This is a genomic window from Streptomyces sp. NPDC127100, assembly GCF_042724095.1.
GTDB lineage: Bacteria > Actinomycetota > Actinomycetes > Streptomycetales > Streptomycetaceae > Streptomyces.
Genome location: NZ_JBHXFL010000014.1, coordinates 85269 through 108943, shown reverse-complemented (window position 1 = coordinate 108943; position 23675 = coordinate 85269). Strand labels below are relative to the sequence as shown.

Here is a 23675-nt window from a genome sequence, read left to right as displayed (position 1 = left end):
ACGATCCTACGTTTCTTGCCCGGGGGCGCATCAAGGGTCTCATGGGGACACGTGCGCGGAGGTACGATCCCAGTCGCCGGGCAGCGACGGTACCGTCCAGGACGGATCAGGCCGCCACTGCTCCCAGCCGTCCGAGAACGGCGGCCCCCAGTCCCGGATCACCTCCACCGCCGCGCGTCCCGCCCCGCGCACCCGCTCGGCCAGTGCGGCGCTCACCAGCCGGTCCCGCTGGGCCTGGGCGAACTCGTCCTCGTCCCGCCAGTGCCAGCTTCGGTCCGGCTGCACGGTGATGTCCAGGAAGTGGTCCTCGGAGTCGACGCCGCCCTCCCAACGGGTGAGCGGCTCCTCCAGGTTCACGTACCAGTTCTTGAACCGCCAGCCCGGATCCCAGAACAGCCACACCGACCAGGGGTCGCCGGGCCGGGCCAGCTTCAGCACCCCGGTGCCGAACCAGTGGTCGCGCTGCACGGTGCGCGGCTTGGTGTAGCGCGTCGCCAGCGGCTCCAGGTGCACGGGGGTGCCGTCGGCGAGCACCGGCTTCACGCACTCGGTGCCGGGCGCCATCCACACGGCGAGCAGGTCGGCGTCGTCGCGTACGACGGTCACGGGGCGGGCGATGTGGAAGTGCCGGCCGCCGTTCTCCCGGTACCGCCACAGGATGTGACTGCCGGGTGCCCAGAACCCCGCCGGGGCGGCCGGACCGCCCGCCTGTGCCGCCGCGCTCACCGCTTCACCGTCTGCCATGGACAGATATTAGGTGCCCCGGCCATCCGATGCGGCGGTGATCGCGAGGAGCGCCCTTGCCCGCGACGGACGTCCGGTCACGGGTGGGTCATCCGCAGCACGTCCAGCGCCTCGTCGAGCTGCTCGTTCGTGAGGTCGCCGCGCTCGACGTACCCGCCCTCCAGCACCACCTGACGGATCGTCTTCCGTTCGGCCAGCGCCTTCTTGGCGACCCTGGCGGCCTCCTCGTACCCGATGTACTTGTTCAGCGGCGTGACCACGGAGGGCGAGGACTCGGCGTACTCGCGGGCCCGGTCGCGGTGGGCGACGATGCCGTCGACGGTCCGGTCGGCCAGCAGCCGCGAGACGTTGGCGAGCAGCCGCACCGACTCCAGCACGTTCTTGGCGATGACCGGCAGCATGACGTTGAGCTCGAAGTTGCCGGCCGCCCCGGCCGCGGCGACGGTGGCGTCGTTGCCGGTGACCTGGGCGGCGACCATGAGCACGGCCTCCGGGACGACCGGGTTCACCTTGCCCGGCATGATGGACGAACCGGGCTGGAGGTCGGGCAGCGAGATCTCCGCGAGGCCGGTCCGCGGGCCGGAGGACATCCACCGCAGGTCGTTGGCGATCTTGGTCAGCCCGACGGCGATCGTCCGCAGCTGCCCGCTCGTCTCGACGATGCCGTCCCGCGCGCCCTGCGCCTCGAAGTGGTCGCGCGCCTCGGTCAGCGGCAGCCCGGTCGTGCGGGCGACCTCCTCGATGACGGCGGCGGCGAAGCCGGGCGGGGTGTTGATGCCGGTGCCGACCGCGGTGCCGCCCAGCGGCAGCTCGGCGAGCCGGGGGAGCGACGCGTTCAGCCGCTCGATGCCGTACCGCACCTGGGCCGCGTACCCGCCGAACTCCTGGCCCAGGGTGACGGGCGTGGCGTCCATGAGGTGCGTGCGCCCGGACTTCACGACGTCGGCGAACTCCTCGGCCTTGCGCTCCAGGGCGGCGGCGAGGTGGTCCAGCGCGGGGACGAGGTCCCGGCTCACGGCGGCGGTGGCGGCGATGTGGATCGACGAGGGGAAGACGTCGTTGGACGACTGGGAGGCGTTGACGTGGTCGTTGGGGTGCACGTCCCGGCCGAGCCGCTCACTGGCCAGGGTGGCGACGACCTCGTTGGTGTTCATGTTGGACGAGGTCCCCGACCCCGTCTGGAACACGTCCACGGGGAAGTGCTCGTCCCACTTCCCCTCGGCGACCTCGTCGGCCGCCTCCCGGATCGCGTCGGCGGTCTCCCGGTCCAGGACGCCCAGCCGGGCGTTGACCTCGGCCGCCGCGCTCTTGATCCGGGCCAGCGCCTCGATGTGCGCGCGTTCGATGCGCTGTCCGGAGACGGGGAAGTTCTCCACCGCCCGCTGGGTCTGTGCCCGCCACTTGGCGTGGGCGGGCACCCGCACCTCGCCCATGGAGTCGTGCTCGGTGCGGTACTCGGTCCTGTCCTGCTCGTCGGCCATCGACGATCACCTCCACGTGTCACAGCGTCCCCGACGCGACCACTGTTCCCCGTGGAGGCGAGCCGTCACCGGCCGGGCTCAGGCGAGCCCGGGACCCCGCACGGGGATCGTCGTGAACGTCGGCGCCGGCGCCGGGTCCTGGAAGAAGTCGTTGCCCTTGTCGTCCACCACGACGAACGCCGGGAAGTCCTCGACCTCGATCTTCCAGACCGCCTCCATGCCGAGCTCCTCGTACTCGACGACCTCGACCTTCTTGATGCAGTCCTGCGCGAGCCGCGCCGCCGGTCCGCCGATGGACCCGAGGTAGAAGCCGCCGTGCGCCGCGCACGCGTCGGTGACCTGCTTGCTCCGGTTGCCCTTGGCCAGCATCACCCTGGAGCCGCCCGCCGCCTGGAACTGCTCCACGTAGGAGTCCATCCGCCCGGCCGTGGTCGGCCCGAAGGACCCGGACGCGTAGCCCTCGGGCGTCTTCGCCGGACCCGCGTAGTACACCGGGTGGTCCTTCAGGTACTGCGGCATCTCCTCGCCCGCGTCCAGCCGCTCCTTGATCTTGGCGTGCGCGATGTCGCGCGCCACGACCAGCGGGCCGGTCAGCGACAGCCGGGTCTTGACCGGGTACTTGGTCAGCTCGGCGAGGATCGTCTCCATCGGCTGGTTCAGGTCGATCCGGACGACGTCACCGCTCTCGTCGAGCTGCTCGTCCGTCGTCTCCGGCAGGAACCGCGCCGGGTCGGTCTCCAGCTGCTCCAGGAAGACGCCCTCGGCGGTGATCTTCGCGACGGCCTGCCGGTCCGCCGAGCAGGACACGGCGATGGCGACCGGGCAGGACGCCCCGTGCCGGGGGAGCCGCACCACGCGCACGTCGTGGCAGAAGTACTTGCCGCCGAACTGCGCGCCGATGCCGATCTTCTGCGTCAGCTCGAAGACCTTCTCCTCCAGCTCCTTGTCCCGGAAGCCGTGCCCGAGCTCCGAACCCTCGGAGGGGATCTCGTCCAGGTAGTGCGCGGAGGCGTACTTGGCGGTCTTCAGCGCGTACTCGGCCGACGTGCCGCCGACCACGATCGCCAGGTGGTACGGCGGGCAGGCGGCCGTGCCCAGCGAGCGGATCTTCTCCTCCAGGAACTTCATCATGGAGGCCTCGTTCAGCACGGCCTTCGTCTCCTGGTACAGGAACGACTTGTTCGCCGAGCCGCCGCCCTTGGCCATGAACAGGAACTTGTAGGCGCCGCCGTCGGTCGCGTACAGCTCGATCTGGGCCGGGAGGTTGGAGCCGGTGTTCTTCTCCTCCCACATGGTGAGCGGGGCCATCTGCGAGTAGCGCAGGTTCAGGTTCCTGTAGGCGTCGTAGATGCCCCGGCTCAGGGCCTCCTCGTCGCCGCCCGCCGTCAGGACGTTCTGGCCGCGCTTGCCCATGACGATCGCCGTACCGGTGTCCTGGCACATGGGCAGGACGCCCGCCGCGGCGATGTTCGCGTTCTTCAGCAGGTCCAGCGCCACGAACTTGTCGTTGCCCGACGCCTCGGGGTCGTCGATGATGCGGCGCAGCTGCGCCAGGTGGGCCGGGCGCAGGTAGTGCTGGATGTCGTGGACGGCCTCCTCGGCCAGCTTGCGCAGCGCCTCCGGCTCCACCTTGAGGAAGGTCCGCCCGTCGGCCTCGAAGGTGGAGACGCCCTCGGCGGTCACCAGCCGGTACGGAGTGGTGTCCTCGCCCTGGGGGAGCAGATCGGTGTACGCGAACTCAGGCATCTCGCCCATTCCTCACTCGACATCACGCGCGGCTGGATTCCTCAGCAACGACGGCTGGCCTCCATTGGCAGCGTCCACCAGCGTAAAACCTGCCGTCGGCGACGAGCTTGTGAGGTAAGGCTCAGTGGACCGCGGGACAAAGGTGCGACAAGGCCGTCCACACCCCTGGTCGCGATCTATCGCGTTTCGGTACGCTGCTGCCGTGGACCTTCACAAGCACGACCGACAGCCGCACGCGGGCCCGGCGCCGCACGTCGCGGAGCTGCGCGCCTCGGACGCCGACCGCGACCGCATCGCCGACATGCTGCGCGACGCCCTGGCCGAGGGGCGTCTGACCGCCGAGGAGCACGCCGAGCGCGTGGAGGGCGTGCTGGCCGCCAGGACGGTCGCCGAGCTGGACGTGTTCGTGCGCGACCTGCCCGCCGGGCACGCCGGACGGACGGCCGCGGCCCCGGCCCCCGACCGTCCCACCCTCGGCGCGATCCCGGCGGACCCCGAGGAGAACGTGGTGGCGGTGCTCAGCAGCGCCGTCCGCCGGGGCCGCCGGCGCGCGAGCCGCCGTATCCACGCGTACGCGATCCTCGGGAGCGTCGAGATCGACCTCAGCGAGGCGCTCTTCGAGCACCAGCAGGTCGTGATCAAGGCGTTCGCGGTCCTGGGCAGCGTCGAGGTCCGCGTCCCGGAGAACGTGTCGCTGCGCGGCGCGGGCGGCGGCGTGCTCGGCACCTTCGACGTGGACTCCCTCGACTCGGCCGAGGCCGAGGCCCCCGTCATCTACGTGGACGGCTGGGCCGTGCTGGGCAGCGTCGAGGCGCGCCCCAAGCGGGGCCGGCTGGTCGCCGACATCCTCGACCGGGTCCAGCGCAAGGTCGACAGGGGTTTGCGCAAGCACGCGTAGCGCGGCGCCCGCCGCGGTGGGAAACCCAGTGCATAGGCGCGCGCACAGCGGGTAAGCCTGACGCATCGTCTCTCGCTCGCGAAGCCGTCGTCAGGAGTAGACCCGTGCTGCAACCGCCGCATTCGTCCCTGCAGGTAGCCGCCGTTCCGGCACAGCGGGCACCCGTGCGGGACAGGGACCAAGACGCTCCGTGGCACACCGAGGCGGTGTGCCGGCGCGACGAGGCCGGACTGTTCTTCGCCCCCTCCAAGGAGCCCACGGCCGCCCGGCTCTCCCGGGAGGAGGCGGCCAAGCGCGTGTGCGCCCGCTGTCCGGTCATGGTCGAGTGCCGCGAGCACGCGCTCCTCCAGCCCGAGCCGTACGGCGTCTGGGGCGGCCTCACCGCCGCCGAGCGCCGCGTGGTCCTGGCCCGGCGCCGCCGCCGCGACGTCGAACTGAAGAAGGCGGCCCGCACCGCGACGGGCCGCATAGCCGCGGCGGGCTAGTGCACGCGCGCGAAAGGGCACCCTCTCCGCACAGAGGGTGCCCTTCTCGCGCCGTCGCGGGCGGTGCCGTCGGGTCAGCGGGCGCCCCGCGGCTCCGACGGAGTCACTTCGCCCGGTCGAAGTCGATCGCGCTGTAGGCCCGCAGCTTGCTCAGCCGGTGCTCGGAGTCGATCCGCCGCACCGTGCCCGACTTCGACCGCATCACGATCGAGTCGGTCGTGGCCGTCTCGGACCGGTACCGCACCCCGCGCAGCAGCTCGCCGTCGGTGATGCCGGTCGCGACGAAGAAGACGTTGTCGCCGGAGACCAGGTCGTCGGTGGTCAGCACCCGGTCCAGGTCGTGCCCGGCGTCGATCGCGCGCTGCCGCTCCTCGTCGTCCTTGGGCCACAGCTTGCCCTGGATGGTGCCGCCCAGGCACTTCACGGCACAGGCCGAGATGATGCCCTCCGGCGTGCCGCCGATGCCCAGCAGCAGGTCGATGCCGGTGCCCTCGCGCAGCGCGAGGATGGAGCCGGCCACGTCGCCGTCGGAGATCAGCTTGATCCGGGCGCCGGTCTCCCGGACCTCCTTGATCAGACCGTCGTGGCGGGGCCGGTCGAGGATGACGACCGTGACGTCCTCGGGGGTGCGCCGCTTGGCCTTGGCGACCCGCCGGATGTTCACGGACACGGGGGCGTTGATGTCGACGAAGTCGGCGGCCTCCGGACCGGTGACCAGCTTGTCCATGTAGAACACGGCCGACGGGTCGAACATGGAGCCGCGCTCGGCGGCGGCCAGCACGGCGATCGCGTTGGTCATGCCCTTGGCGGTCAGCGTGGTCCCGTCGATCGGGTCGACGGCGATGTCGACCTCGGCCCCGGTCCCGTCCCCGACCCGCTCTCCGTTGAAGAGCATCGGGGCCTCGTCCTTCTCGCCCTCGCCGATGACGACGACGCCGTTCATCGAGACGGTGGAGACGAGGGTGCGCATGGCGCGCACCGCGGCACCGTCGGCGCCGTTCTTGTCACCGCGCCCGACCCAGCGGCCGGCGGCCATCGCCGCGGCCTCGGTGACCCGGACGAGCTCCAGGGCGAGGTTGCGGTCGGGAGCCTCTGAGGGGACGTCCAGCTCGGACGGCAGATGATGATTCTCGGTCATCGGAGCGCACCTTTCTGATACGACGACGGCCGGATGAGGGTATGACTCGCACTCTATCGCCAGTCCGACAAAATGAGCAGGGGACCCCACGGATGAGCGGATCGGGGACCTGCGACGATAGGGGCGTGGCAGGGACGAATCGCAAGCAGAAGACGGCCCGGGACATGATCCTCTCCCTGGGGGTCATCGTGCTCGTGGGGCTGGGGATGTGGCTCTTCATCCCGCACAACGAGGGTGAGCCGGACATCAGGCGGGTCGACTACCGGGTCGAGCTGCTCACCGCGCGCCGCGCCGCGTCGTACCCGGTCGCGGCGCCCGAGGGGCTCTCCCGGGACTGGAAGCCGACCTCCGTCCGGTTCCGCGGTGACGACTTCGACGCCTGGCACCTGGGCTTCCGCGCCCCCGACGGCGAGTACGTGGCGGTCGAGCAGTCCGCGGAGAAGCCGGTCACCTTCATCGAGGAGGCCAGCCAGGGCGGGCGGCGGACCGACGCCACCGAGCAGATCGCCGGCCGCACGTGGATCCGGTACGAGGGCGGCCGGTACGACGCCCTGGTGCTCGAGAACACGGACGGCGCCGGGGGTGCGACGACCGTCGTGGCGGGCACCGGGTCGTTCGAGCAGCTGGCCGACATGGCGGCGGCACTGAGGACGGGCTGAGCGCCGGTCCCGACCGTACGGCGAAGGCCCCCGGCGTCATGCCGGGGGCCTTCGTGCGGTGGGTGGGCGCACCGCGTCGCGGACGTCGCCTCAGACGGTGGTGACGACCTGCTCGTACGACAGGCGCGGGGAGCGCGGGAACCAGGCGTCCGGGCCCGGGCGGCCGATGTTGACGACCATCAGCGGGGTGTGGTCGTCGTCCAGGAACTCCTTGCGGACGCCCTCGAAGTCGAGGCCGGTCATCGGGCCGGCGGCCAGACCGGCGGCGCGGACGCCGACGATGAAGTAGGCGGCCTGGAGCGCGGCGTTCAGCGTGGCGGCACCCTCACGCACGGGGCGCTCGCTGAAGAAGGCGTCCTTCGCCGCGGGGAAGTGCGGGAAGAGCTGCGGCAGCTCCTCGTGGAACTCGTTGTCGGCGGACAGGATCGCGACCAGCGGGGCGGAGGCGGTCTTGGGCCGGTTGCCCTCGGCCATGTGCTGGACCAGACGCTCGCGGGCCTCGGGGGAGCGGACCAGCGTGATGCGCAGCGGCGACTGGTTGAAGGCGGTGGGGCCGTACTTGACCAGGTCGTAGATCGCCTGGACCTGCTCGTCGGTCACCGGCTCGTCGGTGAAGGTGTTGGCGGTGCGGGCCTCACGGAACAGCAGGTCCTGGGCGGCGGGGTCAAGAACGAGAGACATGCGTGAACTTTCTGGCGATGTGCGTCGGCCCCGCGGTTCGCACGGGAGCCGTTGACGGGGACGACGCTACGGCAAGGAAGTTCAATGTTCAACCAAAGGGGGAGCGTAGTGATCCGCTTCACGCGAACAGGGAGTGACACGGATCACGTTCGGCCGCCGATCACTTCGCGCGCCGGCCGCGGTCCTACCCGGTACAGACCGCCGCTCGCACGGATGGGACCGCGCCGACATGACCAGCACCGTCAAGGGACCCGCCTCCTACTTCCCCTCGATCGAGAAGAAGTACGGGCGGCCGATCGCGGAGTGGAAGGACCTGATCCGCGCCTCGCCGCTCACCCGGCACATGGAACTCGTCGCCTGGCTCAAGACCGAGCACGGCCTCGGTCACGGACACGCCAACGCGCTCGTCGCCCACACGCGCGCCGAGGACGAGGGCAAGTAGGGAGAGCGGAGTGGGACGGTGTCCGTCCGCCCGACAGCCGCCAAGCGGCCTCGACGTATTTTCTCAGGTCGGTGGCGCGTAGCGGGCGGCGATCACCGTCGCGTGGTGGTGCAGAGCGGTGCGCAGCCACTGCGGGGCCTCCACCTCCGCGTCCAGGGCGTGCTGCCACAGTGCCCATTCCGCGTGCCGTGCGTCCTGAAAGACGACGTGCAGCCGCAGCCGACCGTCCTCGCCGGTCTCCTCGGAGCGGACCGCCAGGGCGGTGGCGACCAGGTGCTCGCGGCGCGCGGGGTCCAGGCGGACCACCACGGCGGTGGTGTCGCCGCCGGTCCGGAACCGCACGTTGCGTTCGTGCCAGGCCCGGTCCAGGTCGACCGTGTCCGGACGCTGCGCGGGTTGGTCGAGTTCCTCGGCCGCCAGGACCCGGCTCAACCGGTAGGTGCGGTCCTCGGTGCCCCGCTTGGCCAGCAGGTAGCCCTGGTCCCTGACGGTGACCAGACCGATCGGGTCCACCGTGCGCCACTTCGGGAGCCGGCCCACGGCCTCGTAGTAGATGCGCAGTCTGTGCCCGGTGAACACCGCGCGGCGGACCTCCGCGGCGATGGAGTCGGGAACCTCCTCGGGCGCCACCCGACGCGAGAGGAGGTCGGTCTCCGGGTCGATGAGCAGCCGCTGAGCCGCTCCGGCGGCTGTGTCCCGCAGCGCCTCGGGCAGCGCGTCGACCACTTTCAGCACGGCTGAGGCGAGCGCCGATCCCAGACCGAACAGCTGCGCGCCCCGTCGTGACCCGGCTACCACGAGGGCGAGCGCCTCATCGTGGTTCAGGCCGGTGAGCGCCGTCTGGAAGTCCGGCAGCAGCACGAACCCGCCGTGCCGCCCCCGCTCCGCGTAGACCGGGACCCCCGCCGTGGAAAGTGCCTCGATGTCGCGCAGCACCGTCCGGGTCGACACCTCCAGCTCACGGGCGAGTGCCTCCGCGGTCATCCGGCCCCGCTGACGAAGCAGCAGGACCAGGGAGACCAACCGGTCGGCACGCATGGGAAAACCCTAGCTAAATACATGACCGAGGGTGTCACGTATTCCTGACAGGGTTCATCACACGACGTCAGAGCGCGGCGGTTGCCGAAGCGACAGGCGTGCGCACTGTCATGAACCGAATGGAGCGGATGCGGTGATGGAACGTAACGCGGTCAACCCGGTGTCGTGGTCGGTCGGGATGGGCTTCAACCAGGGTGAGGTCGTCTCCGGGCACTCGCGCACCCTGTACATCTCGGGTCAGACGGCGATGAGCGAGGAAGGCGAGCCCCAGCACGACGGTGACATGGCGGCGCAGCTCGCGCTGGCCGTCGACAACACCGAGGCGGTGGCTCGCCGAGGCGGGAATGACCCTCTCGGATCTCGTCCGGCTGAACGTCTACACGACCGACGTCGATCTGCTCTTCCAGCACTACGGTGTGCTGGCCGGCCGCCTGGGAGCCGCCGGCGTCGCGCCGACCACCACCATGCTCGGTGTGACACGGCTGGCGATCCCCGGTCAGATGATCGAGCTCGAGGGCACCGCCGTCGCGTGACGTGACGCCCCGTCCGGGATCCCGTCCTTCGTCCGGGTGGTCAGCGCCAGTTGGTGTCGTGGCTGAGGCGGTGGTGGTGGGCGTCGTACTGGTCGACCGTGGTGATGGTCTTTCCGTTCGGGATGGCTGCCGCCCAGGCCCGGTAGGCGGTGCCGGGGACGGTGACCGTGGTGGCCTTCATGCGGGTGCCGTCCGAGAGGGAGACCACGCCGTAGGCGACGTCGGCCTCCGGGTTGGACACCATCAGTCGGCTGCCGGTGAGGCCCTTGTCGTGCAGGCCCCACAGTCCCATTCCTCCGGAGGCGCTGGGGTCGTCCGTACCGGTGACGGGCTGGCAGTCGGTCCAGGGTCCGCCTTGGTGGTCGATGCGGACGCCGCCGATGAACATGCGCTGGCACAGCAGAGACGTGCCCGGCGCCCCGTCGGGCAGCGGGTAACCACGGGGCAGCGTCCGGTGGAACTCCAGAATCACCGACCAACGACGGCTGTCCGTGGTCCCCTCGGCCACCCGGACACTGACCGTGCTGGTAGTCGGGGTGAAGGTGGGACTCGCTGCGGGCGAGGGATGACGCGCAGGGCCGACGGCACTGTGCGGCGGCTTCGGGAACGGGACCGCCAGGCCGAGGACGAGGACGCAGGCGGCACTGGCCACGGCAGCCGCGGCCCGGCGGATCTTCCGGCGGGCGCGCACTGTGGTCAGGATCTGGTCGATGGGGGCCTGGGACGAGGGGTAGGCGTCGCGTGACTGGGCGAAGACGACGCGCAGCCAGTCTTCCTGGTCGTGATCGGGAGTCATCGTGCCTCTGCAGGGCGGCTGGGCAAGTAGTGGCAGGCGAGAGTCGAACGGCTGCGCAGTTTGGCCAAGGCCCGGGACGCCTGGCTCTTCACGGTGCCGACTGAACAGCCGAGGAGGTCGGCCACTTCCTCGGCGGACAAGTCCTCGCAGTAGCGCAGCACCACGACCGCCCGCTGCCGCTCGGGCAGGTCGGCGAGCTCACGGGCCAGAGCGTCGTACACGTCCACGCTCCCGATCCCCGTCCCGTCGTCATGGATGGGGCGGGTGTCGGGCAGCGACGGGAGAAGGAGGTGGGAGATCCTGCGGCGGCGATGCCGGCTGCGGTTGGTGTTGACCAGTGCGCGCCGAACGTAGTGTTCGGCGCGTTCCGGCTCCAGTCGCTGCCAGTGCGGGTACACCTTTGCCAGCGTCACCTGCACCAGGTCTTCCGCTTCGTGGAAGTCGCCGGTGAGCAGGTACGCGGTGTGGGTCAGGGCCCGCCAACGGGCGGCGACGAACCGGGTGAAGTCCGATTCCGGTCCGCTGTGCGCGGCCCTGCGATCACTTGGCTGCACGGCAGGAGGTGCCCGTCCTTCGTCTGGGTGGTCAGCGCCAGTTGGTGTCGTGGCTGAGGCGGTGGTGGTGGGCGTCGTACTGGTCGACCGTGGTGATGGTCCTTCCGTTCGGGATGGCTGCCGCCCAGGCCCGGTAGGCGGTGCCGGGGACGGTGACCGTGGTGGCCTTCATGCGGGTGCCGTCCGAGAGGGAGACCACGCCGTAGGCGACGTCGGCCTCCGGGTTGGACACCATCAGTCGGCTGCCGGTGAGGCCCTTGTCGTGCAGGCCCCACAGTCCCATTCCTCCGGAGGCGCTGGGGTCGTCCGTACCGGTGACGGGCTGGCAGTCGGTCCAGGGTCCGCCTTGGTGGTCGATGCGGACGCCGCCGATGAACATGCGCTGGCACAGCAGAGACGTGCCCGGCGCCACGGACCCGTCGGGCAGCGTCGGCAGGGTGTAGCCCGTGGGCAGCGTCTCGTGGAACTCCAGCGCCACCGACCAACGCTGGCCGTCCACCCGGCCCGTGCCGATCGCCTGCGTGACCACCTGGGGCACCTGTCGGTGAGCGGAAGCGGACGGCTTGGCAACGACGGAGCCAGGTGCGGGTTCGGACGCCGGGTGGACGGCCGGACCCGACGTCGCCGCTATCGCGGAGGCACCGAACGAGATCCCTCCGACCGCGGCGACCGCGACGACCGCTATAGCTGTCTTCCTGGCAGAACTGAGAGCCACGGAGCACATCTCCTTCAAAGCTGCCGCCCGACGCGACGTCGGGCGGTCCTCGACGGCCGACGCGCTGGACCCGCGTGCCGACCCGCTGCGACCACCAGGAGCGGTGGTCGCGGCTTGGACGTTCGCCCGTAGGTACTCCCGAACGCTCACGGCAGGTTGCACGCCCGCCGGCATCGGTTCGCAGCATCCCTACCGCTGGTCTGCCGGAGCGTGGTCACGAGCCGTGCCGAGTGGCCCGGGTCACTCGGCCTCGATGGTGTTGGACTGCCCGAACCCGAGGGGCAGGACCGGCGCGACGTGCGACCTGAGCGCTGCGGTCACGACTGAAGTGGTCGCAAGGCGCCGGCGACGACAGTGGTCACCATTCTGCGGACCGTGGCGATCTGCGGCGGGGTGCTGGCCCGGTCGGCGAACAGCAGGTGCCCGGCCCCGACGAGGGTGGGGGCGAGCGTGTCGATGTCGGCGTCGCCGGCCAGGCGCCCCGACACCCGCTCGGCGGTGAGGTGTTCGGCGCTCGCGGCGGTGCCTTGCACAGCCGGTGGAATGCCGGTCGGACCGGCCTCGCGCAGTCGGGCGCGAAGGCCGTCACGGAAGGTGGTGAGCGCGACGCTTGCCACCGTGACCGGCCCGAACAGGTCCTTCAGCGCGTCGGGGAGGTTGTCCACCACGGTGCCGGTGCCGGTGCCGGCCGTCGGGTGTCGTCGGAGCACCCGCGGACATGCCGGCCGGACGACGAGCCGGGCCTGCTCGTCTAGGCGTCCCCGTCCGCGTCCTCGGGCCCGGCCTCCTCGGCCAGCGCCGCGTCCAGGCGGGCCCGGGCGCCCTCCAGCCACCGCCGGCACACCTTCGCCAGCTCCTCGCCCCGCTCCCACAGGGCCAGGGACTCCTCCAGAGTCGTACCGCCGGCCTCCAGCCGCCGTACGACCTCGATCAGCTCGTCCCGCGCCTGCTCGTACCCGAGCGCCTCGGACACGGCCTCCGGCTGTTCCACCTCGCTGGTCATCCACTCACCCTATGCGTCGACTCGTACGGAGAAATCACCTTCGAAGACGCGGGCGCGCAGCGTCTCGCCCGGCTCCACCTCGCCCGGGCCGCGCACCGCCTGGCCGTCGGCCCGCTGCAGTACGGCGTACCCGCGCTCCAGGGTCGCGGCGGGGGAGAGGGCCACCACGCGCGCGTGCGTGTGCGTCAGCTCGGACTCGGCCCGGTCGAGCTGGTGCCGCAGCGAGCGGCGGCCCCGCTCCAGCAGGGCCGTCACCTGCTCGGCCCGCTCGCCGATCATCCGGTGCGGGTCCTGTATCGACGGCCGGGCCAGCGCGTGGGCCAGCCCCCGCTCCTCGCGGTCGACGAACGCCGCGACGCACCGCCGTGCCCGGTCCCGCAGCTGCCGTACCCGCTCGTACTCCTCGCCGACGTCCGGCACGACCTTCTTCGCGGCGTCGGTCGGCGTGGAGGCGCGCAGGTCGGCGACGAGGTCCAGCAGGGGACTGTCCGGCTCGTGCCCGATCGCCGAGACGACCGGCGTACGGCAGGCGGCGACCGCCCGGACGAGCTGCTCGTCGGAGAACGGCAGCAGGTCCTCCACGCTGCCACCGCCGCGCGCGACGACGATCACGTCCACGGCGTCCATCGCGTCGAGCTCCTTCACCGCCTGCACCACCTGCGGCACCGCGTGCACGCCCTGCACCGGGACGTTGCGCACCTCGAAGCGGACGGCGGGCCAGCGGTGCCGGGCGTTCTCCAGCACGTCCCGCTCGGCCGCGGAGGCCCGCCCGCAGACCAGGCCGATCAGCTGCGGCAGGAAGGGCAGTGCCTTCTTCCGCTCCGCCGCGAACAGCCCCTCGCGCGCCAGGGACTTCTTCAGCTGCTCCAGCCGCGCGAGCAGCTCCCCGACCCCCACCGGCTTGATCTCGGCCGCCCGCAGCGAAAGCTGCCCGCGCGGCGCGTACCACTCCGGCTTGGCGTGCACGACCACGCGGGCACCCTCGCCGACCACGTCCGCAACCGCGTCGAACACCTGGCGGTAGCAGGTCACGCTCACGGAGATGTCGTACGACGGGTCGCGCAGGGTCAGGAACACGACCCCGGCGCCCGGCCGCCGCGACAGCTGCGTGATCTGCCCCTCGACCCACACCGCGCCGAGCCGGTCGATCCAGCCCCCGATCAGCCGTGACACCTCGCCGACGGGCAGGGGAGCTTCGGGGGACGTGTTCGCAGCCATGCGGTCGAGCGTAACGGCCAGGTACGACAACGCTCCCCGCCCTGACACGCCGACCGTGCCCGTCCGACCGCCCCCCGCGCCGGCGGCCTCACGCCCCCGCCGGGCCCCTCCGGCGGGACTGCGCCACCAGGACCACCAGTCCGACCGCCAGCCAGATCGCCCCGACCACCTGCGCGGTCCCCGAGGCCTCCACGATCACCGCGATCGTGATGGCCGCGCCGAGCACCGGCACCAGCACGTGGCGCCACCAGCTCACCCGGCCCCCGCGGCGCCGCACCGCGAACCAGCCGACCACGCTGGCGTGCAGCAGCGTGAACGCGGTGAGCGCGCCGACGTCGACCACCGACACCAGCTGGTCGAGGCCGTCGTCCCGCCGTGCCGCCCACACCGCCGCCACCATCGTGATCACCGCAGCGACCAGCAGTGCCACCCGCGGCACCCCGGCGTCCGTGCGCGCAAGCGCCCCCGGCAGCCGCCGGTCGCGGCCCATCGCGAACAGCAGCCGCCCGGCCGCCGCCTGCCCGGCCAGCGCGGCGAACGCCGCACCGATCGCCTTGCTCACCGCCACCAGGTCGTGCAGCCACGTCCCCACGGACGAGTCCACCGCGTCGTAGAACGCCGACCCCTGCCGCGCCGGATCCGCCGCCAGCTCCGCCGACGACACCGGCTCCAGCAGCGCCACGAGATACGTCTGCGCCACGAACAGCACACCCGCCAGCGCCAGGCAGAACAACAGCGCCCGCGCCACCTTCGCCGAACCGCCCGTGACCTCCTCCGCGAACGTCGCGATCGCGTCGAAGCCCAGGTACGACAGCACCGCCACCGACACCGCGCCGACCACCGCCGACAGCGCGAACGCGCCCTGCGTGCCGTCCCCGGACAGCGGCGACAACCAGTCCCGCTCGGCGCCGTCGCGCGCGAGGACCACGATCGCCGACGCCACGAACACCAGCAGCACCGCGATCTCCAGGGCGAGGACCAGGAAGCCCACCCGGGCCGCCGCCCGCACCCCCCACAGGTTCAGCGCCGTCGTCACGACCACCGCGAGCGCCGTCCACACCCACCGGGACACCTCCGGGACCAGCGCCTCCATGGCGATTCCGGAGAACAGGTAGGCCACCGCCGGGATGAGGACGTAGTCCAGCATCGCCATCCACCCGGCGACGAAACCGGCCCCGTCGCCGAGCCCCACGCGCGCGTAGGCGAACACCGACCCCGCCTGGGGGACGACCCGCACCATCTGGGCGTAGCTGAAGGCGGTGAACGCCATCGCGACCGTGGCGACGACGTAGACGAGTGCCACCGCGCCGTGCGACTTGGCGTCCAGCGTGCCGAAGACGCCGACCGGTGCCATGGGCGCGATGAACAGCAGTCCGTAGACCACCAGGTCCCTGAAGCCCAGGGTGCGCCTCAGCTCGTGTTCCGCACCGGCCCCGGGGGCCGTGGTACCGGACTCGGACATCGTGCCTCCGCCAGCGCATCGGGGTGTGGCTCGGAACGTCCCCGCCAGTGTCCCCGGCGGGGCCGCGTCCACGCGATCCCTGACCCGCCGAACGCGGCCTTACGATGGGTCCCATGACCGCTTCGCCTGGCCGCCGTGTCCTGCTCGCCGCCCCCCGTGGTTACTGCGCGGGTGTGGACCGCGCCGTGATCGCCGTCGAGAAGGCCCTGGAGCAGTACGGGGCCCCCGTCTACGTCCGGCACGAGATCGTCCACAACAAGTACGTCGTGCAGACCCTCGAGAAGAAGGGCGCGATCTTCGTCGAGCGGACGGAGGAGGTCCCGCCGGGGAACATCGTCATGTTCTCCGCGCACGGCGTGGCCCCCGTCGTCCACGAGGAGGCCGAACGCGGCCGGCTCGCCACCATCGACGCCACCTGCCCGCTCGTCACCAAGGTGCACAAGGAAGCCGTCCGCTTCGCGAACGACGACTACGACATCCTCCTGATCGGCCACGAGGGCCACGAAGAGGTCATCGGCACCTCGGGCGAGGCCCCCGACCACATCCAGCTCGTCGACGGCCCCGAGGACGTGGCGAAGGTCGAGGTCCGCGACCCGTCGAAGGTGGTGTGGCTGTCGCAGACCACCCTCTCCGTCGACGAGACCATGGAGACCGTCGACGCGCTCAAGGACAAGTTCCCGCAGCTCCTCTCGCCGCCGAGCGACGACATCTGCTACGCCACGCAGAACCGTCAGCTCGCGGTGAAGCAGATGGGCGCCGAGGCCGACCTGGTGATCGTCGTCGGCTCGCGCAACTCCTCCAACTCCAAGCGGCTGGTCGAGGTCGCCAAGCAGGCCGGCGCGCGGGACGCCCACCTGGTGGACTTCGCCGACGAGATCGACGAGGCCTGGCTGGAGGGCGTGACCACGGTCGGCGTCACCTCCGGCGCGTCCGTCCCCGACGTCCTGGTCGAGCAGGTCCTGGAGTGGCTGGCGCCGCGCGGCTTCGAGGACGTGGAGATCGTCAAGGCCGCCGAGGAGTCGATCACCTTCTCGCTGCCCAAGGAACTCCGCCGCGACCTGCGCGAGGAGGCCGCCGCACTGGTGGCCGGACGGGGCGGTTCCGGTACGGGGGCCTGACCGTCCCCGCACCGCCCGCGTGACGGTCGGTGGCCCGTCGTAACGTGGAGCCATGGAGATCTTCGGCGTGGACATCGGCGGATCCGGGATCAAGGGCGCCCCTGTGGACCTCGACAGGGGCGACCTGGCCCAGGAGCGCCACAAGGTGCTCACCCCGCACCCGGCGACCCCCGACGGGGTGGCCGACGGGGTGAAGCAGGTCGTCGACCACTTCGGCTGGACCGGCCCGGTCGGACTGACCTTCCCCGGCGTCGTCACCGGCGGCGCCACGGTCCGTACGGCGGCCAACGTCGACAAGAGCTGGGTCGACACGGACGCGCGTGCCCTCTTCAGCGAGCGGCTCGGCGGGCTGGACGTCACGGTCGTCAACGACGCGGACGCGGCGGGCGTCGCCGAGATGCACTTCGGTGCCGGCCGCGGCCGGAAGGGGACGGTCGTCCTGCTCACCTTCGGCACGGGCATCGGCAGCGCCGTCTTCACCGACGGCGTCCTCGTGCCCAACAGCGAGCTGGGCCACCTCGAGCTGGACGGGCACGACGCGGAGAAGCGGGCCTCCAGCAAGGTCAAGGACGACCGCGACCTGTCGTGGGAGCAGTGGGCCCACCGGGTCCGGAAGTACCTCGCCCACGTCGAGATGCTGTTCTCGCCCGAGCTGTTCATCCTCGGCGGCGGGGTCAGCCGCAAGTCCCACAAGTTCCTGCACTACCTCGAGGGCATCCAGGCGGAGATCGTGCCGGCGCAGCTGCAGAACAACGCGGGCATCGTGGGCGCGGCGATGCGCGCGGCCGGCTGACCGGCAGGCACGGGCGCGGCCCCGGCCGCCCGCCGGTGTTCCGGTCCGGCCGCCATGGCGCGCCGGTCACCTCCCCGCCCTCGTGCCGGGGCCGTGCCCTGCGGTCGGTCCCGCGCCCCGGCCGTCCGTGCGCCGGGCCGCACGCCGCCCCGCGGCCCGGCCCGGCGCATGGCCCGGCTGTCGCACCGGCCGAGGGTCACGGCGCCCCGGCCCGGAGCGTCACGCCGGCGGGCGGGTCCGGGCGGTGGCGGCGCGGCGGCGCACCAGTCTGATCCGCCGGACGAGCACGATGGACCCGGCGAGCAGCGTGCCGCCGTAGAGCCAGCCGGCCTCGGTGGCCAGCGCGGTCACGAGCCCCATCAGCCGCCCGCCGATCCCGTCCCCGCGCTCGGCGACCGTCACCAGGCCCGAGGCGAACGCGATCGGCAGCACGACGGGCGCGGTCAGCAGGTCGCCCCTGCGCACCCAGAACGCCGTCAGCACGCACACCGGCAGGAACAGCACGCCGTAGACGGTGGGGGACCCGCCGAACAGCAGCCGGTCGAGGAACCCGAGCGCGACCATCACCGCCGCGCAGAACAGGCCGCTGCCCAGCCCGGTGAGCCGGGGGTTGGGCGTCGCGCGCACCCGCCGCAGGACCCGCAGCGCGGGCGGCACCGGCGCCCCGGGCCGGGGCCCGGCCACCGCCGGCGGACGACGCGGCCCACCTCCCCCGCCCGGACCGGCGGACCCGGCCGGCGGTCTCACCGCCCCGCCCCCGGCACCCCGCCCCTGCGGGGGCAACGGCGTCCGGTCTCGTCGCGGTCCGTACTGCGCAGGTCGCGTCCTGTGTTGCTCCACTGGACCAACTTAGGTCGGTTAATGTGCCGAATAGCCCGACAGACACGCCGTGGGGCGAGGCCCGGCCAGGCGTTCGACGCCCGGCGTGGCCGTTACCGGACACCCCGTAGACTGGTGGATCGGCCCAGTCTGGCCTGCCCCGCCCTCCGCATCCTCACGTACGGGAAGTCGCAACGTGTCGCTCACGATCGGAATCGTCGGTCTGCCGAATGTCGGCAAGTCGACCCTGTTCAACGCCCTGACCAAGAACGACGTGCTCGCGGCCAACTACCCGTTCGCCACGATCGAGCCCAACGTCGGCGTCGTGGGCGTCCCCGACCCCCGCCTGGCGAAACTGGCCGAGATCTTCTCCTCCGAGAAGGTCCTCCCGGCGACGGTCGACTTCGTGGACATCGCGGGCATCGTGCGCGGCGCGAGCGAGGGCGAGGGCCTGGGCAACAAGTTCCTGGCCAACATCCGCGAGTCCGACGCGATCTGCCAGGTCATCCGCGCCTTCAAGGACGAGAACGTCGTCCACGTCGACGGCAAGGTCTCGCCGAAGGACGACATCGAGACGATCAACACCGAGCTGATCCTCGCCGACCTCCAGACCATCGAGAAGGTCCTGCCCCGCCTCCAGAAGGAGTCGCGGATCAAGAAGGACGTGGCGCCCAAGGTCAAGGCGGTCGAGGAGGCCAAGGAGATCCTGGAGAAGGGCGACACGCTCTTCGCCCACGGCATCGTCCAGGGCACCGAGCGCAACGAGCTCCTGCACGACCTGCACCTCCTCACCACCAAGCCCTTCCTCTACGTCTTCAACGTCGACGAGGACGAGCTCACCGACGAGGACTTCAAGAACGAGCAGCGCGCCCTGGTGGCCCCCGCCGAGGCGATCTTCCTCAACGCCAAGCTGGAGGCGGACCTCGCCGAGCTGGAGGAGGACGAGGCCCTGGAGCTGCTCCAGTCCGTCGGCCAGGACGAGCCCGGCCTCGCCACCCTCGCCCACGTCGGCTTCCGCACCCTCGGCCTGCAGACCTACCTGACGGCCGGTCCCAAGGAGTCCCGCGCCTGGACCATCAAGAAGGGCGCCACCGCCCCCGAGGCCGCCGGTGTCATCCACACCGACTTCCAGAAGGGCTTCATCAAGGCGGAGGTCATCTCCTTCGACGACCTGGTCGAGACGGGCTCGGTGCCGGAGGCCCGCGCCAAGGGCAAGGCGCGCATGGAGGGCAAGGACTACGTCATGCAGGACGGCGACGTGGTGGAGTTCAGGTTCAACGTCTGATTGGACGTGGGCAAACGGCCTGACCTGCGAGAAAGCAGGTCAGGCCGTTGTGCTGTCCGCGGCAGTCCGCAGAACCTGGAGCAGCTACGTGTCGTAGACCGTGGAGCGGTGTCCGACGTGGACGACCCACACCACCAGTTCCCCGTTGTCGATCGTGTAGACGACGCGGTAGTCGCCGACCCGTAGGCGGCGACGCTCGGGCTGGGATACGAGTGGGGTGGTGTTGAAACCGAAGGGGTCGCTTTCCAGCTCTGTCAGTTTGGCCAGGATGCGAAGCGCCATCTCACGCGGGATCTTGCGCAGCTCGGCCTGAGCCTCGGGCCGGAACACCGTGCGGTAGTCACTCACTGCGTGCCAGCGTCTCCCTCATCACGTCCTCGATCGGGACGCCGACGGCCGGGCTCGCCATGCGCTCGTCGATGATGCGGTTGATCTCGCGCTCTTCCCACTCCTGGTACTTGCGAAGCACCTCGATCGAGACCACGGCGGCGACCTGCTTGCCGCGACGGGTGATGACAGTGGGTACGTCGTCGCGGTCGGCCCGTTCGACGACTTCGGCCAGGTGAGCGCGCACGTCGCGGATGGACTCTATGGGCAGCGGCTGTGTCATGCGCTCAAGCGTACCGAGTGTGCCATGTGTACACCATCGTCCAAGGTGGGGCCGGGCCGAGTAGGGCTGGATGTACTGGACGACTTCCCACCGGGCTGGACGGGTGCTGGTGGTCGGCCCTACTCGACCGACGGTTCGAGCATCGGCTCGAAGGCGGAGTCCTTCTCATTCGGGTCGTGAGGGAGGAAACCGTCGGGGACGGTGCGTCCCGGCGCCCCCCGCCCCGTCCTCTACACCGACTCCGAGGGCCGGGCCTCCCTCATCGCCGAGTCCCTCGCCGAGGCCCTGACCCTCGCCATCGTCCTCCCGTCCTGGCACGACGGCCTGGCCGGCATCCGACCCCCGGCCCTCAACGCCGACTACCTCGCCGACCACCCGGACCACCCCGCCGTCCGCGACCGCCTCATTGCCGCCCCAACGGCCGGGCCGCAGAGGTAGTGGGTGCCGCCCGCGTTGCAGCCGGCGATGGGCTCCACCGGGAGGCCGTTGGGGAGGGCGATCGGCTCGATCGGGTCGGTACGGTCGAAGTCGAACTCACCCTCGCAGGCCAGGTAGGCGGCGACCTCGCGATGCGCGGCGAGTCTGCGGAGCAGCACGCTTGTCCGAGAGCGTGACCGGGTTGAGGGCTGTGATGATCGCAGGGGTGAGGGGACGCCCTGCGAGGACGTGGCGGACGGCGTCGAGGGGGACAGGGCGCGCCCGTGTCGACGTTTTCGATGTCATTCCTTAGTCGAAATTGATATCGTTAGTGCGTTGTCGGGCTGCGGAGGGATGGATGATGGCCAGGACTGTGATTGATCTGGACGACGAGATCGTCGAGCAGGCGATGCGGGTGTACGGCGTGAAGACCAAGGCCGCTGCGGTACGGGCAGCCATGGAAGAGGGGGTGAAGCTGCGGCTGCGCCGGGAGCTGTTCGATGCCATCGACGAGGGGGAGTTCGAAGAGGCGTTCGCGGAGATCCGGTCGCAGACCGGGCCGCGTCATCCGGACGGCACGCTCAAGCGTGGGGGCGGGGCCTCGGCGGCGTGAAGGGACGCTATCTCATCGACAAGTCGGCGCTGGCCCGTCGGGGCAACGCAGCGGTGCGGGCACGGCTGGATGTGCTGGACCGCGACGGGCTCCTCTCGATCTGCGCCCCGACGGAGTACGAGGTCCTGTACTCGGCTCGCGGCAAGCCGGAAGCGCTGCGGCTGCGTACCCTGCTCCGCGGCTTCGACTACCTGCCCTGCAACGATCAGGAGTTCGAGCGGGCACTCGAGATCCAGGGCCTGGCGCTGAACGCCGGCTTCCACCGCGCGCTGTCGCTGGCCGACGTCCTCATCGCGGCAACCGCTGAACGGCACCGGGCCACGGTCCTGCACTACGACGGCGACTTCGACATGATCGCCTCGGTGAGCGGGTTGAAGGCCGAGTGGGTCGTGGAGCCCGGTACGGCCGACTGAGCCGACGTGGGCCGGTGCGGTCGGTGACGGCCTGACCTGCAAGAAGGCAGGTCAGGCCGCTGTGCTGTCCGCAGTGGTCCGCAGACCCCATGTGGACCGTGCCGGTTTCACGACGGCGGAAATCGCTACTTCGTGGCCCCCTGGGCGAAGCCGTTGTAGATGTAGCGCTGGAGGAACAGGAAGATCACGAGGGTCGGCACGATGACGAGGACGGCCCCGGCGGAGATGTTCTCCCAGTGCGCCCCGAACGGCCCCTTGAAGCGGAACAGGGCCGTCGACATGGTCCCGAGCTCCTCGGAGGGCATGTAGAGGAAGGGGATGTAGAAGTCGTTGTACGTGGTGATGCCCTTGATGATGACCACGGTCGCGATGGCCGGCTTCAGCAGCGGGAAGATGATCCTCCGGTAGATGGTGAAGGAGTTGGCGCCGTCGAGCCGCGCGGCCTCGTCGAGTGACCGGGGGATGCCGCGGATGAACTGAAGGAAGATGTAGATGGCCACGATGTCGGTGCCCATGTACAGCAGGATCGGTGCCCAGCGGGTGTTGAACAGCCCGAAGCTGTTGACGACCTGGAAGGTGGCGACCTGCGTCGTCACGGCCGGCACCAGCGTGGCGATCAGGAACAGGGCCATGACGAGCTTCTTGAGGCGGAAGTCGAAGCGGTCGATGGCGTAGGCGGTCATCGAGCCGATGATCACGGTTCCGGTGATGGAGAACAGCAGGATGAAGGCCGTGTTGCCGAAGGCCGTCAGCAGATGGCCGTCGGTGAAGGCCGTGGCGTAGTTGGAGAAGTTGAGCCAGTCGTCCGGGAGCGCCAGGGCGCCCTGGCCGTCGGAGATCTCCCCGTAGGACTTCAGCGAGGTCAGGAAGATCACGACGAGCGGCAGCAGCACCACGACGGAGGCGACGACCAGCGACAGGTACGTCAGGGCGGTACCGACGCGCGGGCGACGGCGCGCTCGTTCCCGTGGGCGGGCGGGGGCGGTGAGGGTCATACGAGATCCACCTTCTCGTCGGGCACGAGGCGGCGCTGGAGCCAGGTGATCACCAGGATGATCGCCAGCAGCACCACGGCACAGGCCGAGGCCAGGCCGGTCTTGTTGAACTGGAAGGCGAACTTCACCGTCTGGATGACGAACGTCGAGGTCTCCGTCGCACCGCCGGTCATGATGTACGGGATCTCGAACACGGACAGAGATCCGGAGATCGCCAGGATGACGCTCAGGCTCAGCACCGGCCGGATGCTCGGCGCGATGATGTGCCGGAACTGCTGCCGGCGACTCGCGCCGTCCAGTTGGGCGGCCTCGTAGAGCTCGCCGGGGATCGACTGGATCGCGCCGAGGAACAGCACGAAGTTCAGGCCGGTGAAGCGCCACACGGACACGCCGGCCATGGAGGTGTTGGCCGACTCCGGAGAGCCCAGCCAGGCGTGGTCGGTGCCGGCGCCGAACCAGGACAGGACCGAGTCGAGCGTTCCGCCGTCCTGGAAGAAGTACAGGAAGACGAAGCCGATCGCGACGCCGTTGATCAGGTACGGGAAGAACAGGATGCCCTTGAACAGGTTCCTGAAGCGCAGGTCGAAGCTGAGGACGGTGGCGAAGTACAGGGCGACGGCGATCTGCACGGCGGACGCCGCCAGGTAGTAGAAGCTCACCGCGAACACCCGCAGCAGCTCGGGCCGGGTGAAGATCTCGGTGTAGTTCTCCGTGCCGACGTAGGTGCGGTCGGGGCTGACGCCGTCCCAGTCGGTGAAGCTGTAATAGATCATGTTGCCCACCGGCACGTACGTGAACGTGATCAGCAGGGCGAGCGGGGCCAGCAGGAACAGCCACGGAGTGATCCTGCTCAGCGGCCGGTCACGCCACGAGGTGCCGGTCCGTGCGCGGTGCCGGAAGCGCTGCCTGCCGATCGGGCCCGGCTCGGCCGCCGGGGTGGGTGGTGAAGCCGTGGAAGCGGTTCGGGTCATGGGGAGCCAGGGCCTTTCGTCGTCCGCCGAGGGCACCGGGCGCCGGGT

The 23675-nt window shown here is 70.8% G+C and carries 27 protein-coding genes and 2 pseudogenes; 11 read left to right on the top strand and 18 right to left on the bottom strand.

Features of this window, described 5'->3' with window-relative positions; all coding sequences use genetic code 11:
- Positions 1-39: 39 nt before the first annotated feature.
- The 3 genes from ACFWJB_RS16405 to ACFWJB_RS16395 form a co-directional block, all read right to left on the bottom strand.
- Positions 40-744 (bottom strand): DUF402 domain-containing protein, encoded by a 705-nt coding sequence (locus tag ACFWJB_RS16405; protein ID WP_385469352.1) that lies wholly within the window; start codon positions 742-744, stop codon positions 40-42.
- A gap of 77 nt (positions 745-821) precedes the next feature.
- On the bottom strand, positions 822-2225 hold the full coding sequence (locus tag ACFWJB_RS16400) for a class II fumarate hydratase (protein WP_385469350.1): 1404 nt from the start codon (positions 2223-2225) through the stop codon (positions 822-824).
- A 78-nt stretch (positions 2226-2303) separates the two neighbouring features.
- Complete coding sequence (locus tag ACFWJB_RS16395; RefSeq protein ID WP_385469348.1) at positions 2304-3971, bottom strand: fumarate hydratase; 1668 nt, start codon at positions 3969-3971, stop codon at positions 2304-2306.
- Between the two features lie 202 nt (positions 3972-4173).
- On the opposite strand from ACFWJB_RS16395, the gene ACFWJB_RS16390 reads away from it, so the two are divergent.
- Together ACFWJB_RS16390 and ACFWJB_RS16385 are read left to right on the top strand one after the other, a co-directional pair.
- Positions 4174-4869, top strand: a complete 696-nt coding sequence (locus ACFWJB_RS16390; RefSeq protein ID WP_386922902.1) for a DUF1707 domain-containing protein — start codon at positions 4174-4176, stop codon at positions 4867-4869.
- Between the two features lie 104 nt (positions 4870-4973).
- Positions 4974-5354, top strand: a complete 381-nt coding sequence (locus ACFWJB_RS16385; protein WP_385469345.1) for a WhiB family transcriptional regulator — start codon at positions 4974-4976, stop codon at positions 5352-5354.
- A gap of 103 nt (positions 5355-5457) precedes the next feature.
- On the opposite strand, the gene glpX is transcribed toward ACFWJB_RS16385, so the two are convergent.
- On the bottom strand, positions 5458-6492 hold the full coding sequence (gene glpX / locus ACFWJB_RS16380) for a class II fructose-bisphosphatase (RefSeq protein WP_385469343.1): 1035 nt from the start codon (positions 6490-6492) through the stop codon (positions 5458-5460).
- Between the two features lie 125 nt (positions 6493-6617).
- Here glpX and ACFWJB_RS16375 point away from each other — a divergent pair, with 125 nt between their 5' ends.
- A complete protein-coding gene (locus ACFWJB_RS16375; protein WP_386922900.1) occupies positions 6618-7151 on the top strand; it encodes a DUF4245 domain-containing protein in 534 nt (177 codons plus the stop codon).
- A gap of 90 nt (positions 7152-7241) precedes the next feature.
- Here the strand turns inward: ACFWJB_RS16375 and ACFWJB_RS16370 are convergent, their stop codons facing one another.
- On the bottom strand, positions 7242-7832 hold the full coding sequence (locus ACFWJB_RS16370; protein ID WP_385469339.1) for a malonic semialdehyde reductase: 591 nt from the start codon (positions 7830-7832) through the stop codon (positions 7242-7244).
- A gap of 229 nt (positions 7833-8061) precedes the next feature.
- Here ACFWJB_RS16370 and ACFWJB_RS16365 point away from each other — a divergent pair, with 229 nt between their 5' ends.
- Positions 8062-8274 carry a DUF4287 domain-containing protein gene (locus ACFWJB_RS16365; protein WP_386922898.1) on the top strand — a complete coding sequence of 71 codons (213 nt, stop codon included), beginning with the start codon at positions 8062-8064 and terminating at the stop codon, positions 8272-8274.
- 63 nt (positions 8275-8337) lie between these two features.
- Here ACFWJB_RS16365 and ACFWJB_RS16360 read toward each other — a convergent pair whose 3' ends face one another.
- Complete coding sequence (locus tag ACFWJB_RS16360) at positions 8338-9312, bottom strand: helix-turn-helix transcriptional regulator (protein WP_386922896.1); 975 nt, start codon at positions 9310-9312, stop codon at positions 8338-8340.
- A gap of 136 nt (positions 9313-9448) precedes the next feature.
- Between ACFWJB_RS16360 and ACFWJB_RS16355 the strand changes: the two are divergent.
- Positions 9449-9845, top strand: a pseudogene (locus tag ACFWJB_RS16355) (RidA family protein).
- Positions 9846-9885: 40 nt separating this feature from the next.
- Here the strand turns inward: ACFWJB_RS16355 and ACFWJB_RS16350 are convergent.
- From ACFWJB_RS16350 to ACFWJB_RS16320, 7 genes and pseudogenes are all read right to left on the bottom strand, one after another.
- Positions 9886-10641: a hypothetical protein gene (locus ACFWJB_RS16350; RefSeq protein ID WP_386922894.1), complete on the bottom strand. Its 756-nt coding sequence runs from the start codon at positions 10639-10641 to the stop codon at positions 9886-9888.
- A complete protein-coding gene (locus ACFWJB_RS16345) occupies positions 10638-11195 on the bottom strand; it encodes a SigE family RNA polymerase sigma factor (protein WP_386922892.1) in 558 nt (185 codons plus the stop codon). The genes ACFWJB_RS16350 and ACFWJB_RS16345 overlap by 4 nt, the downstream gene beginning before the upstream one ends.
- Before the next feature lie 31 nt (positions 11196-11226).
- Complete coding sequence (locus tag ACFWJB_RS16340) at positions 11227-11724, bottom strand: hypothetical protein (protein ID WP_386922890.1); 498 nt, start codon at positions 11722-11724, stop codon at positions 11227-11229.
- Between the two features lie 503 nt (positions 11725-12227).
- Positions 12228-12599, bottom strand: a pseudogene (locus ACFWJB_RS16335) (TetR/AcrR family transcriptional regulator); the annotation flags it as partial.
- Positions 12600-12661: 62 nt separating this feature from the next.
- Positions 12662-12913 (bottom strand): exodeoxyribonuclease VII small subunit, encoded by a 252-nt coding sequence (locus tag ACFWJB_RS16330; protein ID WP_386922888.1) that lies wholly within the window; start codon positions 12911-12913, stop codon positions 12662-12664.
- A 9-nt stretch (positions 12914-12922) separates the two neighbouring features.
- On the bottom strand, positions 12923-14131 hold the full coding sequence (gene xseA, locus ACFWJB_RS16325; protein WP_386922886.1) for an exodeoxyribonuclease VII large subunit: 1209 nt from the start codon (positions 14129-14131) through the stop codon (positions 12923-12925).
- A gap of 88 nt (positions 14132-14219) precedes the next feature.
- Positions 14220-15593 (bottom strand): APC family permease, encoded by a 1374-nt coding sequence (locus tag ACFWJB_RS16320; RefSeq protein ID WP_386922884.1) that lies wholly within the window; start codon positions 15591-15593, stop codon positions 14220-14222.
- A 104-nt stretch (positions 15594-15697) separates the two neighbouring features.
- Between ACFWJB_RS16320 and ACFWJB_RS16315 the strand changes: the two genes are divergently transcribed.
- The gene (locus tag ACFWJB_RS16315) at positions 15698-16711 is read left to right on the top strand and encodes a 4-hydroxy-3-methylbut-2-enyl diphosphate reductase (protein WP_386922882.1); all 1014 of its coding nucleotides are present in this window, start codon (positions 15698-15700) and stop codon (positions 16709-16711) included.
- A gap of 52 nt (positions 16712-16763) precedes the next feature.
- The gene (gene ppgK, locus ACFWJB_RS16310) at positions 16764-17504 is read left to right on the top strand and encodes a polyphosphate--glucose phosphotransferase (protein ID WP_385469320.1); all 741 of its coding nucleotides are present in this window, start codon (positions 16764-16766) and stop codon (positions 17502-17504) included.
- A gap of 219 nt (positions 17505-17723) precedes the next feature.
- Here ppgK and ACFWJB_RS16305 read toward each other — a convergent pair whose 3' ends face one another.
- Positions 17724-18344, bottom strand: coding sequence for a DUF6542 domain-containing protein (locus tag ACFWJB_RS16305; protein WP_385471281.1), 621 nt, complete (start codon positions 18342-18344; stop codon positions 17724-17726).
- 175 nt (positions 18345-18519) lie between these two features.
- On the opposite strand from ACFWJB_RS16305, the gene ychF reads away from it, so the two are divergent.
- Positions 18520-19608, top strand: a complete 1089-nt coding sequence (gene ychF, locus ACFWJB_RS16300) for a redox-regulated ATPase YchF (protein WP_385471284.1) — start codon at positions 18520-18522, stop codon at positions 19606-19608.
- Between the two features lie 84 nt (positions 19609-19692).
- Here ychF and ACFWJB_RS16295 read toward each other — a convergent pair whose 3' ends face one another.
- Together ACFWJB_RS16295 and ACFWJB_RS16290 are read right to left on the bottom strand one after the other, a co-directional pair.
- Complete coding sequence (locus tag ACFWJB_RS16295) at positions 19693-19956, bottom strand: type II toxin-antitoxin system RelE/ParE family toxin (RefSeq protein ID WP_386922879.1); 264 nt, start codon at positions 19954-19956, stop codon at positions 19693-19695.
- Complete coding sequence (locus tag ACFWJB_RS16290) at positions 19949-20218, bottom strand: type II toxin-antitoxin system Phd/YefM family antitoxin (RefSeq protein ID WP_030774626.1); 270 nt, start codon at positions 20216-20218, stop codon at positions 19949-19951. Before ACFWJB_RS16290 ends, ACFWJB_RS16295 begins: the two co-directional genes overlap by 8 nt.
- 201 nt (positions 20219-20419) lie before the next feature.
- On the opposite strand from ACFWJB_RS16290, the gene ACFWJB_RS16285 reads away from it, so the two are divergent.
- From ACFWJB_RS16285 to ACFWJB_RS16275, 3 genes are all read left to right on the top strand, one after another.
- Positions 20420-20656 (top strand): hypothetical protein, encoded by a 237-nt coding sequence (locus ACFWJB_RS16285; protein WP_386922876.1) that lies wholly within the window; start codon positions 20420-20422, stop codon positions 20654-20656.
- A 340-nt stretch (positions 20657-20996) separates the two neighbouring features.
- Positions 20997-21248, top strand: a complete 252-nt coding sequence (locus ACFWJB_RS16280) for a type II toxin-antitoxin system VapB family antitoxin (protein WP_386922936.1) — start codon at positions 20997-20999, stop codon at positions 21246-21248.
- Positions 21245-21661, top strand: a complete 417-nt coding sequence (locus tag ACFWJB_RS16275; RefSeq protein ID WP_386922874.1) for a PIN domain nuclease — start codon at positions 21245-21247, stop codon at positions 21659-21661. The genes ACFWJB_RS16280 and ACFWJB_RS16275 overlap by 4 nt, the downstream gene beginning before the upstream one ends.
- 125 nt (positions 21662-21786) lie before the next feature.
- Here the strand turns inward: ACFWJB_RS16275 and ACFWJB_RS16270 are convergent, their stop codons facing one another.
- Together ACFWJB_RS16270 and ACFWJB_RS16265 are read right to left on the bottom strand one after the other, a co-directional pair.
- Positions 21787-22656: a carbohydrate ABC transporter permease gene (locus tag ACFWJB_RS16270; RefSeq protein WP_385471294.1), complete on the bottom strand. Its 870-nt coding sequence runs from the start codon at positions 22654-22656 to the stop codon at positions 21787-21789.
- Positions 22653-23627, bottom strand: a complete 975-nt coding sequence (locus tag ACFWJB_RS16265; protein ID WP_385471297.1) for a carbohydrate ABC transporter permease — start codon at positions 23625-23627, stop codon at positions 22653-22655. Before ACFWJB_RS16265 ends, ACFWJB_RS16270 begins: the two co-directional genes overlap by 4 nt.
- Positions 23628-23675 lie beyond the last annotated feature (48 nt).